Source organism: Bradyrhizobium sp. USDA 4461 (genome assembly GCF_054055655.1).
This window is the reverse complement of the sequence record NZ_JBSRXM010000001.1, coordinates 5,867,447-5,880,611: the sequence shown is the minus strand read 5'-3', so window position 1 is coordinate 5,880,611 and position 13,165 is coordinate 5,867,447. Positions and strand designations below refer to the sequence as shown.

General features: G+C 65.1%; 13 protein-coding genes and 1 tRNA gene. 3 read left to right on the top strand and 11 right to left on the bottom strand.

What is annotated here, in order from left to right; all coding sequences use genetic code 11:
* Positions 1 to 13: 13 nt before the first annotated feature.
* The 8 genes from rplJ to ACVINW_RS27460 form a co-directional block, all read right to left on the bottom strand.
* The gene (rplJ, locus tag ACVINW_RS27495; protein WP_146991572.1) at positions 14 to 532 is read right to left on the bottom strand and encodes a 50S ribosomal protein L10; all 519 of its coding nucleotides are present in this window, start codon (positions 530 to 532) and stop codon (positions 14 to 16) included.
* A gap of 579 nt (positions 533 to 1,111) precedes the next feature.
* On the bottom strand, positions 1,112 to 2,065 hold the full coding sequence (locus ACVINW_RS27490; RefSeq protein ID WP_456754188.1) for a 2-hydroxyacid dehydrogenase: 954 nt from the start codon (positions 2,063 to 2,065) through the stop codon (positions 1,112 to 1,114).
* Positions 2,066 to 2,211: 146 nt separating this feature from the next.
* Positions 2,212 to 2,904 carry a 50S ribosomal protein L1 gene (gene rplA / locus ACVINW_RS27485; RefSeq protein ID WP_456754187.1) on the bottom strand — a complete coding sequence of 231 codons (693 nt, stop codon included), beginning with the start codon at positions 2,902 to 2,904 and terminating at the stop codon, positions 2,212 to 2,214.
* Positions 2,905 to 2,910: 6 nt separating this feature from the next.
* On the bottom strand, positions 2,911 to 3,339 hold the full coding sequence (gene rplK / locus ACVINW_RS27480; protein WP_016840552.1) for a 50S ribosomal protein L11: 429 nt from the start codon (positions 3,337 to 3,339) through the stop codon (positions 2,911 to 2,913).
* A 130-nt stretch (positions 3,340 to 3,469) separates the two neighbouring features.
* Positions 3,470 to 4,003 (bottom strand): transcription termination/antitermination protein NusG, encoded by a 534-nt coding sequence (gene nusG, locus ACVINW_RS27475; RefSeq protein ID WP_044538613.1) that lies wholly within the window; start codon positions 4,001 to 4,003, stop codon positions 3,470 to 3,472.
* Positions 4,004 to 4,023: 20 nt separating this feature from the next.
* Positions 4,024 to 4,215 carry a preprotein translocase subunit SecE gene (gene secE, locus ACVINW_RS27470; RefSeq protein ID WP_016840554.1) on the bottom strand — a complete coding sequence of 64 codons (192 nt, stop codon included), beginning with the start codon at positions 4,213 to 4,215 and terminating at the stop codon, positions 4,024 to 4,026.
* Between the two features lie 304 nt (positions 4,216 to 4,519).
* A complete protein-coding gene (locus ACVINW_RS27465) occupies positions 4,520 to 5,836 on the bottom strand; it encodes an ATP-binding protein (protein WP_456754186.1) in 1,317 nt (438 codons plus the stop codon).
* A gap of 20 nt (positions 5,837 to 5,856) precedes the next feature.
* The gene (locus ACVINW_RS27460; RefSeq protein WP_456754185.1) at positions 5,857 to 6,603 is read right to left on the bottom strand and encodes a response regulator; all 747 of its coding nucleotides are present in this window, start codon (positions 6,601 to 6,603) and stop codon (positions 5,857 to 5,859) included.
* A 204-nt stretch (positions 6,604 to 6,807) separates the two neighbouring features.
* On the opposite strand from ACVINW_RS27460, the gene ACVINW_RS27455 reads away from it, so the two are divergent.
* Positions 6,808 to 7,716 carry a DUF3313 domain-containing protein gene (locus ACVINW_RS27455; protein ID WP_456754184.1) on the top strand — a complete coding sequence of 303 codons (909 nt, stop codon included), beginning with the start codon at positions 6,808 to 6,810 and terminating at the stop codon, positions 7,714 to 7,716.
* A gap of 7 nt (positions 7,717 to 7,723) precedes the next feature.
* On the opposite strand, the gene ACVINW_RS27450 is transcribed toward ACVINW_RS27455, so the two are convergent.
* The gene (locus ACVINW_RS27450) at positions 7,724 to 9,337 is read right to left on the bottom strand and encodes an acyl-CoA synthetase (RefSeq protein WP_456754183.1); all 1,614 of its coding nucleotides are present in this window, start codon (positions 9,335 to 9,337) and stop codon (positions 7,724 to 7,726) included.
* Positions 9,338 to 9,390: 53 nt separating this feature from the next.
* Positions 9,391 to 10,155: a FadR/GntR family transcriptional regulator gene (locus tag ACVINW_RS27445; protein WP_456754182.1), complete on the bottom strand. Its 765-nt coding sequence runs from the start codon at positions 10,153 to 10,155 to the stop codon at positions 9,391 to 9,393.
* Between the two features lie 174 nt (positions 10,156 to 10,329).
* Between ACVINW_RS27445 and ACVINW_RS27440 the strand changes: the two genes are divergently transcribed.
* Positions 10,330 to 11,535, top strand: a complete 1,206-nt coding sequence (locus ACVINW_RS27440; RefSeq protein ID WP_456754181.1) for an ABC transporter substrate-binding protein — start codon at positions 10,330 to 10,332, stop codon at positions 11,533 to 11,535.
* 64 nt (positions 11,536 to 11,599) lie between these two features.
* Here ACVINW_RS27440 and ACVINW_RS27435 read toward each other — a convergent pair.
* Positions 11,600 to 11,675 (bottom strand) — tRNA-Trp (locus tag ACVINW_RS27435).
* 169 nt (positions 11,676 to 11,844) lie between these two features.
* Here ACVINW_RS27435 and ACVINW_RS27430 point away from each other — a divergent pair.
* A complete protein-coding gene (locus ACVINW_RS27430) occupies positions 11,845 to 13,068 on the top strand; it encodes a serine hydrolase domain-containing protein (protein ID WP_456754180.1) in 1,224 nt (407 codons plus the stop codon).
* The last annotated feature ends 97 nt before the right edge of the window (positions 13,069 to 13,165 follow it).

The window sequence follows — 13,165 nt, the reverse complement described above, 5'->3', positions numbered from 1 at the left end:
ATTAGCGAAGGGGTCAGGCCGCTTCGCCCTTTGAGGCATGAGCCTGAATGACGCGTGCGAGCTTGGCCGCGGGCGCGTTGGAGAGCTGAGCAAGCTTGGTCGCCGGCGCCACGATGAGGCCAACGATCTTGCCGCGCAGTTCGTCGAGCGACGGCAGTGAGGCAAGCGCCTTCACGCTGTCGACATTCAGGACGGTTTTACCCATCGAGCCGCCGAGGATGACGAACTTCTCGTTCGCCTTGGCGAATTCGATGGCAACCTTTGGCGCCGCAACCGGATCGTTCGAGGTAGCGATCACGGTCGGCCCCTTCAGCAGGGAGCCGATGGCAGCGACGTCAGTGCCTTCAAGAGCAATTTTGGCGAGACGGTTCTTCGAGACCTTCACCGACGCACCCGCCTGCTTCATCTGCATGCGCAGCTTCTGCATCTGGGCCACAGTGAGGCCGGAATAATGAGCAACGATCGCAACCGACGTGGTCTTGAAGACCTCGTTAAGTTGTTCGACCGACTCTTTTTTTGCCGCTCGTTCCACAGCAAGCTCTTTCCGGTTGGCGGCCTTTCCGCGAAGGTCGGGACCGCCGGGTTGCACCCATCGTCCCGCCCTAAACCTGATCCGCAGGGTACAAGACCCTTCGGACATGCCGGGCAAGACGACATCTAGAAGCCTGCCCTCCCAGAGCCTTGCGGCCATGGGCTGTCGAGGTTCGAACCAAACCAGCTTCCCAGCCGCGACGGGTCGCGACGTGGAGCGCAAAATCCGGTCTTCACCCGTCTATGCAGGCCATGCGATTAAGCCGTTGAAAACACGAAGTTCTCGCGGGCGCCTGCAGTCTTGGACAGGATCGAGGCGCTTCAGCATGCTGAAGGCCCCTGCTCCCATTCCGTTCAGAGGCGACGGGTCTCCTTCCTTTCGAGCATCCTTGCGGGCATGCGGAAAGGAATGATCTCCTATCATCTCAGGTTTTCGGAATGCGAGCACGGACATGCCAGCAAGTGCCAGCACGCCCGGAAGGCGCTATGTAGCCGGTCCTGCCCGGCTTGCCAAGAGCAAATATTGGACCAAATTCATAGGGCGCCCGGGAACCGGTTCCGAGGCCCTAACCGCCAGCGCTCAGGTGCCGCCCACCTTATATGGCAGCGGCTTGCCGGCAAAGAACGCGTCGAGATTGGCGAGCACGCAGTCCTGCATCGCGACGTGCGATTCCAGGGTGTGGCCGCCGAGATGCGGCGACAGCACGACATTCGGCAGCGCCGTCAGCGCGCCGGGCGGATGCGGCTCCTGGGCGAACACGTCGAGGCCGGCGCCGGCGATTGTCCCATCGGTCAGTGCCGCGACCAGCGCGGTCTCGTCGAAGACGGACCCGCGCGAGATGTTGACGATAAAGCCGTCGCTGCCGAGCCGGCGCAGGATATCGGCGTTGACCGCATGCTCGGTCTCGGCGCCGGCGCGCACGGCGACCATCAATACGCTGCACCAATCGGCGAGCGCCTCCAGCGTCGGCAGGTAGTGATAGGGCACGTCGTGCTTCGAGCGGCTGAAATAGCCGACCTCGGTCTCGAACGCCGCGACGCGGGCGGCGATCTTGCGGCCGATCTCCCCCATGCCGTAGACGCCGACCTTGCGGCCGCGCATGCCGGCCTGCGGCCGCATCATCGGCGAGGGCTTTGCCCCGGCCCAATCGCCGCTGCGGACATAATTGTCAGCCACCAAGAGCCGCCGCACCGACGCCAGCATCAAGGTGACCGCCGTGTCGGCGACGGAGGCCGCATTGGCACCCGGACTGTGGCCGACCACGATGCCACGGCGGGCGGCGGCGGCGAGGTCGACGCCGTCATAGCCGGTGCCGTAGCAGACGATCGCGCCGAGCTGCGGCAGCATATCCATGGCCTCGCCTCGGAGCGACGTGCCACCCGCGGTGATCATGGCCCTGACGTCGGCGAGCTCGGCCGCCGGGAAAGCTTCGTCCAGCCGCTTGCCGGCTGCGTTCAACAGCTCATAGCGCTCGCCGAAGCGGATCAGTTGGGCCTTGGGAAAGCGCGAATAGACCAGGACCTTATCGGGCATTGTTCTTATTCCCTGCGAGAGGCTTCAGACATTGTCTTGACACGCATCTTCACGCGAACCGGCAGCTGCTTCGCGCTTTGGCAAAAAAAAAGGGCGGAACCGGTTGCCCGATCCCGCCCCTCTTTATCTCGTCACGCTCGAAGGCCTCAGCCGAGGATGGTGCCCGGCTCGACCTTCACGCCCGGGCCCATGGTGGAGGACACCGCAACGCGCTGGATGTAGGTGCCCTTGGAACCCGCCGGCTTCGCCTTGGAGACGGCGTCGGCCAGCGCCTTGACGTTCTCGACCAGCTTGTCCTCGGAGAACGAGGCCTTGCCGATGCCGGCCTGCACGATGCCGGCCTTCTCGACGCGGAACTCGACCGAGCCGCCCTTGGCGCCCTTCACGGCGTTGGCGACGTCCATGGTCACGGTGCCGATCTTCGGGTTCGGCATCATGCCGCGCGGGCCGAGCACCTTACCGAGGCGGCCGACCAGCGGCATCATGTCGGGGGTGGCGATACAACGATCGAAATCGATCGCACCGCCCTGCACCTTCTCGACCAGGTCTTCGGCACCGACGACGTCGGCTCCGGCGGCCTTGGCTTCCTCAGCCTTGGCGCCGCGGGCGAACACGCCGACGCGCAGCGTGCGGCCGGTGCCGTTCGGCAGGTTGACGACGCCGCGGACCATCTGGTCGGCGTGGCGCGGGTCGACGCCGAGATTGATCGCGATCTCGATCGTCTCGTCGAACTTCGACTTGGCACGCTCCTTGACCATCTTGATGGCATCCGCGAGCGGATAGAGCTTCTCGCGATCGACGCCCTCGCGGGCCTTCTTCAAACGCTTTCCGATTGCCATGGCCCGTTACCCCGCAACTTCCAGACCCATCGAGCGGGCAGAGCCCTCGACCATCTTCATGGCCGATTCGATGGTGTCGCAATTCAAGTCCTTCATCTTCTTCTCGGCGATCTCGCGCACCTGCGCCTTGGTCACCTGGCCGGCCTTGTCGCGGCCCGGCGCCTTCGATCCGGACTGGATCTTGGCAGCCTGCTTGAGGAAGTAGGACATCGGAGGGGTCTTCATCTCGAAGGTGAAGGACCGGTCCGCATAGATGGTGATGATCACCGGGATCGGGGTGTTCTTCTCTTCCTTCTGGGTCTGCGCGTTGAACGCCTTGCAGAACTCCATGATGTTCAGACCGCGCTGACCAAGCGCGGGACCGATCGGGGGCGAAGGATTCGCCGCACCGGCCGGGACCTGAAGCTTCAGGTATCCGGTCACTTTCTTTGCCATTTATCACTCCTGTTGTGCCGGACGGGGCCGGCGGTTTCAGGTTCCGTGGTTCGGTTGAAGGGGCTGGCGACCGCCTCCTCCCTCCCACGGCCTCTCAATTGACGCGGGGCATATACCCCACGCCGTCCGGTCAGACCACCTTTTCGACCTGACCGAATTCCAGTTCCACCGGGGTCGCGCGGCCGAAGATCGACACCGCGACCTTCACGCGCGAGCGCGCCTCGTCGATTTCTTCCACCACGCCCGAGAACGAGGCGAACGGGCCGTCGGCCACGCGCACATTCTCGCCGATTTCGAACGACACCGACGCCTTCGGACGCTCCACACCCTCCTGCACCTGGTGCAGGATCCGCATCGCCTCGGATTCCGAGATCGGCATCGGCTTGTTTTCCGCGCCGAGGAAGCCGGTCACCTTCGGGGTGTTCTTGATCAGATGGAACGCCTCGTCGGTCAGCTTCATCTTCACCAGCACATAGCCCGGGAAGAACTTGCGCTCGGCGTCGATCTTGCGGCCGCGGCGCACCTCGGTGACCTTCTCGGTCGGCACCAGCACCTGCTCGAACAGCTCTTCCAGCCCGCGCTGCTTGGCCTGCTCGCGGATCGATTCCGCGACCTTCTTCTCGAAGTTCGAATAGGCGTGAACGATGTACCAGCGCTTGTCCATCAATTGAGTTCCCATGCTCATCAGTGGATGCCCAGTATCAGGGTGATGAGATAGCGGATGATCTGATCCGCGGCGAAGAAGAAGATCGAGGCCAGCGCCACCATCACGAACACCATGATGGTGGTGATGGTCGTCTCGCGGCGCGTCGGCCAGGTGACCTTGGCGGTCTCCGAGCGCACTTCCTGCAGGAATTTGAACGGGCTGAAAGCCATCGTGAGATCCGCGTCCGTCTCCGGACGATTGCAACGTTTCAAGGAATCCGAACAGCCGACCTTGCGGACCCAGCCCTCGTTTGGAAGGTTGAGCCGATAGACGAGCTCGAATGTTCGGGGAATTAGGCCGCGCCGGATATCCGCCATCAAAGCGGGCCGGCTGCGAGTGCCGGGTATCTACTGCGGGATCGGCCAAACGTCAAGGTCGCCGGGGTCGCGCCCGGCCCGGCCGGCTTTCGCTCGGACGGAACGGGCCACCTGAAATCAAGGACTTAGCCAGGGGCGCGCGCGAAGCTTGCCCCGCCTAGGCCAAGACGGGCTTCGGCGGCAGCAGCAGCGAGACCCGCAATCCGCTCGGCTCTCCCGGATTCAGTTCGATGCGGCCCCCGTGGCGCTTGGCGATATCCTGTGCAATCGACAGCCCGAGCCCGAAGCCGCTGCTGTCCTGCCGTGCGCTGTCTGCCTTGAAGAAGGGCTCGAACACCTTGTCGCGCAGCGCCGGCGGAATGCCGGGTCCGTCGTCAACCACCTCGATCTCGATGTGGTCGGATGCCGTGGGCCGCAGCGCCACCATGACCGTGCTGCCGTGCTTGACCGCGTTCTCCACGATATTGGTGACGGCGCGCGACAGCGCGCGGGGCCGGCAGGCATAAGGCAAGCGCGCCGGCCCCGCATAAGATACCGCGTGGCCGGTATCGGCGAACTCCGAACAGATGGTCTGCAGGAAACTCGGCAGGTCGATGCACGAGACCGCCTCCGAGCGCGCATCCTCGCGGAGATACTCCAGCGTCTCATTGATCATGCGCGTCATCTTGGCGACATCGCCCAGCATCGCCGGGCGCAGGTCATCGTCGCCGACGCGCTCGGCGCGCAGCCTGAGTCGGGTCAGCGGCGTCCGCAGGTCGTGACTGATTGCGGCCAGCATCCGGGTGCGGTCGTCGAGCAGCGCGCGGATCCGGGTGCGCATCTCGTTCAGGGCGTCGGCGACCAGGGCGATCTCGAGCGGACCACGCCGCCGCAGCACCTCGGGAGCCCGCGGCGAGCGGCCGAACGAGGTCGCGGCGCGCGCGACGTCCGCCAGCGGCGCGATCACCCAGCGCACCGCATAGATCGACAGCAGCAGCATGGAGATCAACACGATGATCGCCCCCGCGGCGACCGGGCGGACCAGAGTGGACCAGAGGCCGCCCTTGACCGCGACGTCGGCCATCAACGCGTTGCCGTCGTCGAGCCTCACGATCACCTGCGACGACGAGCCTGCCGGATGGCGCAGGTCTTCCAGCAACTCAATTCCGGGCTCGGCCGCCAGTTGCCGAAACGCTCTCATGGAAAACGGCCGCGTCTCTGCGGCGGTTCGAGGCACGAGTTCGCTCAAGGCGACGCGCCGGACGTCGAGACCGCCGCGCCTGGCTGCGGCGAGCAGGTCATCCGCATCGGCCGGCGTCTTCGAGGACCGCACAAGCTGCGTGAGCTCCGCGACCCGGCCCGCAAGAAACTTCTGCGTGTCGGTGATCGAGGGAGAATCGAACAGAAAAATGACGGTCACCGCAGCGAGCGTGATGCCGACCAATTCGGAGAGCGCGACGAGGCTCATGAGTTGCGCAGCGACGCTGCGCGGCATCAGCCGCTGCGCCCATCCCATCATATCTGCTCGACCGCCGGCGTGAACTGGTAGCCGCCGAGCCGCACCGTCTTGATCATGGAGCGGTCCTTCGGATCCGGTTCGATCTTCTGCCTGATGCGGCTGATATGAACGTCGACGCTGCGCTCGACCGATGCGATCAGGCCGCCGAAGGCCTGCTCGATCAGTTGCTCGCGTGACAGCACCCGTCCCGGGTTGCGGCAGAACGTCAGCAACAGGTCGAATTCGGCGCCGGTCAGCGTGATCCGGACGCCAGCGGGGTCATGCAGTTCGCGCGTGGTGGGATTGATGCGCCATCCGGCGAAGGTCATGGGACGCGGTCGGGAGCGCGACGCCGAGCCGCTCTCGACACGGCGTAGCAACGCACGGATGCGGGCCACCACCTCGCGCGAGTTGAAGGGCTTGGTGACATAGTCGTCGGCACCGAGCTCGAGGCCGAGGATGCGGTCGATGTCCTCGCTCCGCGCCGTCACCATGATGATCGGTATAGAGGACGAGGTGCGCAGGCGCCGGCAGATGCTCAATCCATCCTCACCCGGCAACATCACGTCGAGCAGGATGAGGTCAAAGCTCTGGCGCTTGAGTAGCCCGTCCATCTCCGCGCCGGAACCAACCAGCACCGGCTCGAAGCCGTTGTCCTCGAGCACCTCGGCCAGCATGCGCGCGATATCGCCGTCGTCCTCGACGCAGAGGATGCGTGCATTGGCGACGGGGAAGGTCACGAGATCGTCTTCCAGGATTTGCATCACGGGATTTTAGAGGCGTCTGCCGCGGCTGCGCAGCGCGCAAATATTGCGTTTTGTTAAGCGTGCGCGGCCAAATGTGGCCCAAATAGGTCGCGGGGTTTCGCGGCCTACATCTGACTTAATATCTCTTAATCCCGACCTCGGCGGCCCTGCTCTATCGTGCCTGCGATCGTTCGTGGGGTGCGCGATCGTTCGAGGGGTGATATGAAAGTGGAGTTTCCGCCGGGCGCTGCCGCTGCTGCGCAGAGCACGGGCCCGGCGCGACGCGATGGCAAGCCCGATCCATCGGTCTCACTTGCCGGTGCGGCGCTTGCGATGATCCTGTTGTCGGGCTGCGCCAGCGCACCGATGACACGGGGCGGATCATTGGCATCCTACGACAATCTTGCGCAGTCCGATGGTTTGCTGGCGAAATCGCTGGTTCGCGTCAACAAGGACGACGTGCTTGCCGCGAAGACCGTGCGGATCGTCCCGACGACGTTCGCGCAGTCAGCTTCGCCGACACTTTCGCCAGAGCAGCGGCACCTGGTCGCCAACGCGATCGACCGGACGCTCTGCGTCGGCCTCAGCGATCGGCTTCAGGTCGTTGGCCCCGATCAGCCCGCCGATCTGACCGCGCACGCGCTGGTCACGCAGGCGGCGCCCACGGACGAGGTCGCGGCGGGCGCCTCCAAGGTGGTGAGCTTCCTGCCGACCGCACTCGGCGCGGGCGTGCCGATACCGGTGCCGCGCTTGCCGGTCGGGCTTGGCAGCCTGACGGTCGAGGCCGAAGTGCGCGACCAGGCCAGCCGCCAGCAGGCGGCGATGATCTGGGCCCGCGGCGCCAATTCATTCACCAACTCGCCGATGGTCTCCAGCGCCGGCGACGCCTACGATCTCGCCTCCTCATTCAGCGAGGACTTCAGCAAACTCGTCGTCACCGGCGCGACGCCATTCGGCAAGGCGCCGGAGCTGCCGTCGTTCGACAAGCTCGGCGCCTCGCTCGGCGGCAAGCCGAAATACGCGGCCTGCGAGGCGTTCGGCCGCAATCCCGGCCTGGTCGGCATGGCAGCCGGGAAACTTGGCTTGCCGCCGGAATGGTCGGACAAGGCGCCCGCGACGGCCGGCCAATAGCAAGGCGTTATCCCGCGAAGCTCTTCTGCACCGCCTGATCCAGCGTGGCACCGCCGACATAGCGCTGCCGCAGCTCGCGCTTCAGCAGCTTGCCGCTCGGATTCTTCGGCAGGCTCTCCACGAAGATGATCCGCTTCGGCACCTTGAAGTGGGCCATCGACGCCGCGCAGTGCGTGATGACGGCCTCGGCATCGAGGTTGTGGCCGGCCTTCACCACGACGATCGCGGTCACCGCCTCGATCCAGCGCGGATCGGGCAGCCCGACCACCGCGACTTCCGACACTCCAGGCAGCCGATAGATCGTCTCCTCGACCTCGCGGCTTGCGACATTCTCGCCGCCGCTCTTGATCATGTCCTTCACGCGATCGACGACCGTGATGTAGCCGCCGGCATCGACGGTTGCGAGATCGCCGGAATGAAACCAGCCGCCGGCAAACGCCGCCGCCGTCTTGGCCGGATCGTTGTAGTAGCCGGACAACAGATGCGGCGAACGGTGCACGATCTCGCCGACCTCCCCGACCGCAACGTCGGTCATGTCTGGCCTGACCACCCGCGTCTCGACATTGATCGCAGGCTTGCCGGCGGAGCCAGCGTTCGGCAGCTGGTCATCAGGCGACAGCACGGTCGCGAGCGGCGCGATCTCGGTCTGGCCGTAGAAATTCCAGAACTTCACCTCGGGCAGCCGGCGCTGCAATTCGAGCAGCACCTCGACAGGCATGATCGAGGCGCCGTAATAGCCCTTGCGCAGCGTCGACAGATCGGTGCGGTCGAAAGCGGGCGAGCGCAGCATCGCGATCCAGATCGTCGGCGGCGCGAAGAACGAGTTGATCTTGTGCGCCGCGATCAGCGCCAGGACATTGTCCGGCACCGGCTTGCCGGTGATGAGACTGGTGGCGCCGAGATAGATCGCGGGCCCCAGGAACACGTCGAGCTGCGCGCAATGATAGAGCGGCAGCGCGTGCAGCACGATGTCGTCGGTCGCCATGCCGCCGTCGATGATGCAACTGACATACTGCCACATCACGGCTTCATGGGTGAGGATCGCGCCCTTCGGCAGCGACTCCGTGCCACTGGTGTAGATGATCTGCGCGGGATCGCGGCTGTCGACCGAGGCATCCGGCGCCGAGGCGTCGCCGTGCAGGAGGCTGTCGAAGGTCGTGATGCCTTCGGGTGCTGTGGCCGGATCCTCGCCCGGCAACCAGATCAGGGTTTCGACCGCCGAGCCCTTGGCGGCCGCAGCGTGCGCCGTCTCGACGAAATCGGGCCCGACCGCGAGCAGCTTGGCACCGGAATTGGCGAGGATGAAATTGATCTCGTCGGGATTGAGCATGAAGTTGATCGGAACCAGGATGGCGCCGATTCGCGCCACGGCGAAGCGCAGCGCGGCGAAGCCGTGCGAATTGCGCGACAGCACCGCGATGCGATCGCCCTTCGCGACGCCGAGCGCGAGCAAGCCGCGTCCCAGCCGGTTGCAGATCGCGTCCATCTCCGCAAAGGTCCATCTCACCTCGCCGCAGATCAGCGCGGTCTTGTCGGGATAGCGCTTGGCCGACCGGCGCAGCAGATCGCCGATACTGTGCTCGCGGGCGCGCTGGATGGTTGCTGCGATGTTGTCGCTCATTTGTCCCTCCCGAATGTGCTTTTTGTCGTTGTCTCGTTGTCGCCGCGCCGCCGCTACTGCCGCGCCGCGTAGGCGTGTTCCATGTAGGTGTGCTCGACCGAGCGATCGAGCGAGGCGATCTTCTCGAAGCCGCGCCGCCAGTCCTGCAAGTGCCGCCGCGTCCACAGCACGCCGGCCTCCCTGTCGCGCCGCCTGATCGCCTCGAGGATGTGGCGATGCGCCTCGACAAGCCGGGCGCCGCCCTCAGGCACGCCACCGACGATCATCTCGGTGGTCGGGAAGAACAGCTGCGCGGCCGGCTCGCGGGCGAGCTGCAACACGCGATTCTGCGAAGCCTTGGCCATCAGCACATGGAATTCCGCATCGAGCTCGGCGAGACCGGCGGGATCGCCGACCACATCCGCGCTGCGCGCGAGATTGCCGGCGAGCTCGGCGATGTTCTCGTCGGTCGCGCGCTCCACCGCGCCCTCAACGCTTGCGACCTCCAGCGTCATCGAGGTCTCGAACAACTCGCGGAACGTGACCTCGTGCAGGATCAGCGCGCGCGACAATCGCGTGGCGAGCTTGTTGTAGCGCGGCAGGCAGGCCTGCAATCGGCGGCTGGAATCGCGGCGGATCAGCCCGCCCTCCTCGAGCACGCGAATGCCTTCGCGCACCGTCGAGCGGTTGACGCCGAACTGTTCGACCAGCTGCTGCTCGGTGCCGATCGGCTCGCCCGGCTTGATCCGGCCGTTGATGATCTCGCGTTCGATCGCGTCGGCGACCTTTTGATAGGCCGGCGCGACATCGATCCGGCGGAACAGCGGCGTGGCGGCCACTTTGGGCTCCCGATTGTCGTTTGTCGGACAAAGTGTAGGCGAAGGCTGTTCGAGCGTCAAATGCGTCATTTTCGGCCGGATTGTCGCACCACGCTGGCCAGAATTGACACCGGAACCGGGCAAACCTAGCTTTGTCGGACAAACAGATAAGAACATCCGGGGAGGTCCATCGTCATGAGATCCATCGCAACGAGTCTGTCCGCGGCCGGGCTGCTCGCCGCCATGCTGGCGGGGCCCGCGCTTGCGCAGCAGACGCCGCTCAAGATCGGCGTGCTGACCGATTTCCAGTCGGTCTATTCCGACATCGGCGGCGCCGGGAACGTCGAGGCCACCAAGATGGCGATCGAGGAGTTCGGCGGCTCGATGTTCGGCAAGCCGATCGAGCTCGTCACCGCCGATCCCCTCAACAAGGCCGACGTCGCCGCCACCATCACCCGCAAATGGTACGAGGCCGAGGGCGTCGACATGATCATCGACATGCCGACCTCGGCGACCGCGCTCTCCGGCATGGAGATGTCGAAGCAGTTCGAGAAGATCATGATCGTGACGGATGCGGCGAGCTCCGACATCACCGGCAAATCGTGCTCGCCCTACACGCTGCACTGGACCTACGACACCTACGCCAACGCCCACACCGTCGGCAGCGCGATCGTGAAGAACGGCGGGGACACCTGGTTCTTCATCACCGCCGACTATCTGTTCGGCCACTCGATCGAGCGCGACACCGGCGACGTGGTCCGTGCCGCCGGCGGCAAGGTGGTCGGCAGCGCGCGGCATCCGCTCAACACGCCGGATTTTTCGTCTTTCCTGCTGCAGGCGCAGGCGTCGAAGGCCAAGATCATCGGCCTCGCCAATGGCGGCGGCGATACCATCAACGCGATCAAGCAGGCCGCCGAATTCGGCGTCGTCGCCGGCGGGCAGAACCTCGCCGGCGTCGTGATGTTCATCTCCGACATCCACAGCCTCGGGCTGAAGCTCGCGCAGGGCCTGATCATCACCGAGGCCTACTACTGGGACCTCAACGACCGCACCCGCGCCTTCGGCAAGCGCTTCTTCGAGCGCATGAAGCGGACGCCGACCATGAACCAGGCCGCGACCTACAGCGCCACCCTGCACTACCTCAATGCGGTGAAGGCCGCCGGCACCAGGGAGACCAAGCCGGTCTTGGCCAAGATGCGCGCGACCCCGGTGCGCGACGCCTTCACCGACAACGGCGTGGTGCGCGAGGACGGCCGCATGGTGCACTCGATGTTCCTGTTCGAGGTCAAGAAGCCCGAGGAATCGAAGGCGCCGTGGGATTACTACAAGGTGCTCGCCGAGGTGCCCGGCGATCAGGCGTTCCGGCCGATGAAGGACGGCGGCTGCCCGCTGATCAAATAGCTGAGAACGATCATGGCCGGGGTCCAAGACCTCGGCCAAGACATTCAAATTATTAGCTAAAAGCTGGCAGGAGTGGCAGGGCTCGAACCTGCGACCCCCGGTTTTGGAGACCGGTGCTCTACCAATTGAGCTACACTCCTGCAGGGAACCGGCGTCGCCGCCGGTTCGCGCCGTTTCAAGCACAGGGCATGGCCGGTTTGCAAGGGCGAAGCGGTGAAGCTTCTGTTCATTGCAAAACTTCTGCGCCAAAGTTCGGCGATCACCCCGCGTCGGCGCCACGCCGCAAGAATCAAGAACCAGGGAGAGACCATGAACGTCCAGACCGCCACCAAGCACGCCGCCAGCCCAACCACCCCGTCCCTTCCCCTCGCCAAGCCCGACTCGATCGGGCTGTCGAGCACGCGGCTGCAGGCGATGTCCGACACCTTCAAGCGCGAGGTCGACAAGGGAACCGCGCCCGGCTTCACCGTGCTGGTGGCCCGCCGCGGCCAGATCGGCTGGTTCGAGGCCATCGGCCGGCAAAGCCCGACCGCCGCGGCACCGATGACCCATGACTCGATCTTCCGCATCTTCTCGATGACCAAGCCGATCGTCTCGGTCGGCATCATGCAGCTCTTGGAGGACGGCCACTTCCTGCTCGACGATCCCGTCGCAAAGTTCATTCCGGAGTTCGCCGAGACCAAGGTCGGCGTCGAGCATAACGGCAAGCTCGAGCTCGTTCCCGTGCAGCGGCAGATGACGATCCAGGACCTGCTGCGCCACACCTCGGGTTTGACCTATGACCACACCGGCAGCGGCCCGGTGCAGGAGCTCTACAAGCAGTCGCGGCTGCGCAGCCGCAAGATCACCAATGCCGAGCACGCCACCATGCTCGCCGCCATGCCGCTGGTCTGCCAGCCTGGCGCCGAGTGGAACTACAGCCGCTCCACCGACATCCTCGGCCGCATCATCGAGGTCGTCAGCGGGAAGACGCTCGGCGCGTTCCTGACTGAGCGCATCCTCGCGCCGCTGCAAATGAACGAGACCGCCTTCCACACCGCCGAAGCCAATGCCGGCCGGCTCGCCGAGGCGTTTGCCAACGATCCCTGGACCAACGAGAAGGTGCAGCTGTTCAACATGCTGGAGAAGCCGGCGATGGAATCCGGCGGCGGCGGGCTGGTGTCGACCACGATGGACTATGCCCGCTTCGCGCAGATGCTGCTCAACGGCGGCACACTCGACGGCACCAGGATCATCGGCCGCAAGACGCTTGCCTTCATGGCCTCCGATCACCTTGGCGCCGGCGTCAAGGTCCAGGGCACCTTGGTGTCGCCCGGCCACAGCTTCGGTCTCGGATTCGCAGTGCGCACCCAGCAGGGCATCGCGCCGTTCTCCGGCTCGGTCGGCCAATATTTCTGGAGCGGCATGGCCGGCACGTTCTTCTGGATCGATCCGAGCGAAGACCTGATCGCGGTCTTCATGATGCAAGGCCCCGGCCAGCGCGAATACACCCGCTCGCTGGTGCGGAACGGGGTGTACGCCGCGGTGGAGTGAGGCGGATACGCCTCGCTCCACGTCCAACATTGTCATGCCCCGCGGATGCGGGGCATCCAGTACGCCGCGGCAGTCGTGATGAACCGAGAGGCCTCGG

Bases quoted from the DNA above. Each gene is read 5' to 3' on its own strand.
- ACVINW_RS27490 (WP_456754188.1), bottom strand. From the start codon at position 2,065: ATGCCCGATAAGGTCCTGGTCTATTCGCGCTTTCCCAAGGCCCAACTG.
- rplA (WP_456754187.1), bottom strand. From the start codon at position 2,904: ATGGCAATCGGAAAGCGTTTGAAGAAGGCCCGCGAGGGCGTCGATCGC.
- rplK (WP_016840552.1), bottom strand. From the start codon at position 3,339: ATGGCAAAGAAAGTGACCGGATACCTGAAGCTTCAGGTCCCGGCCGGT.
- nusG (WP_044538613.1), bottom strand. From the start codon at position 4,003: ATGGACAAGCGCTGGTACATCGTTCACGCCTATTCGAACTTCGAGAAG.
- secE (WP_016840554.1), bottom strand. From the start codon at position 4,215: ATGGCTTTCAGCCCGTTCAAATTCCTGCAGGAAGTGCGCTCGGAGACC.
- ACVINW_RS27465 (WP_456754186.1), bottom strand. From the start codon at position 5,836: ATGCCGCGCAGCGTCGCTGCGCAACTCATGAGCCTCGTCGCGCTCTCC.
- ACVINW_RS27460 (WP_456754185.1), bottom strand. From the start codon at position 6,603: ATGCAAATCCTGGAAGACGATCTCGTGACCTTCCCCGTCGCCAATGCA.
- ACVINW_RS27455 (WP_456754184.1), top strand. From the start codon at position 6,808: ATGAAAGTGGAGTTTCCGCCGGGCGCTGCCGCTGCTGCGCAGAGCACG.
- ACVINW_RS27450 (WP_456754183.1), bottom strand. From the start codon at position 9,337: ATGAGCGACAACATCGCAGCAACCATCCAGCGCGCCCGCGAGCACAGT.
- ACVINW_RS27440 (WP_456754181.1), top strand. From the start codon at position 10,330: ATGAGATCCATCGCAACGAGTCTGTCCGCGGCCGGGCTGCTCGCCGCC.
- ACVINW_RS27430 (WP_456754180.1), top strand. From the start codon at position 11,845: ATGAACGTCCAGACCGCCACCAAGCACGCCGCCAGCCCAACCACCCCG.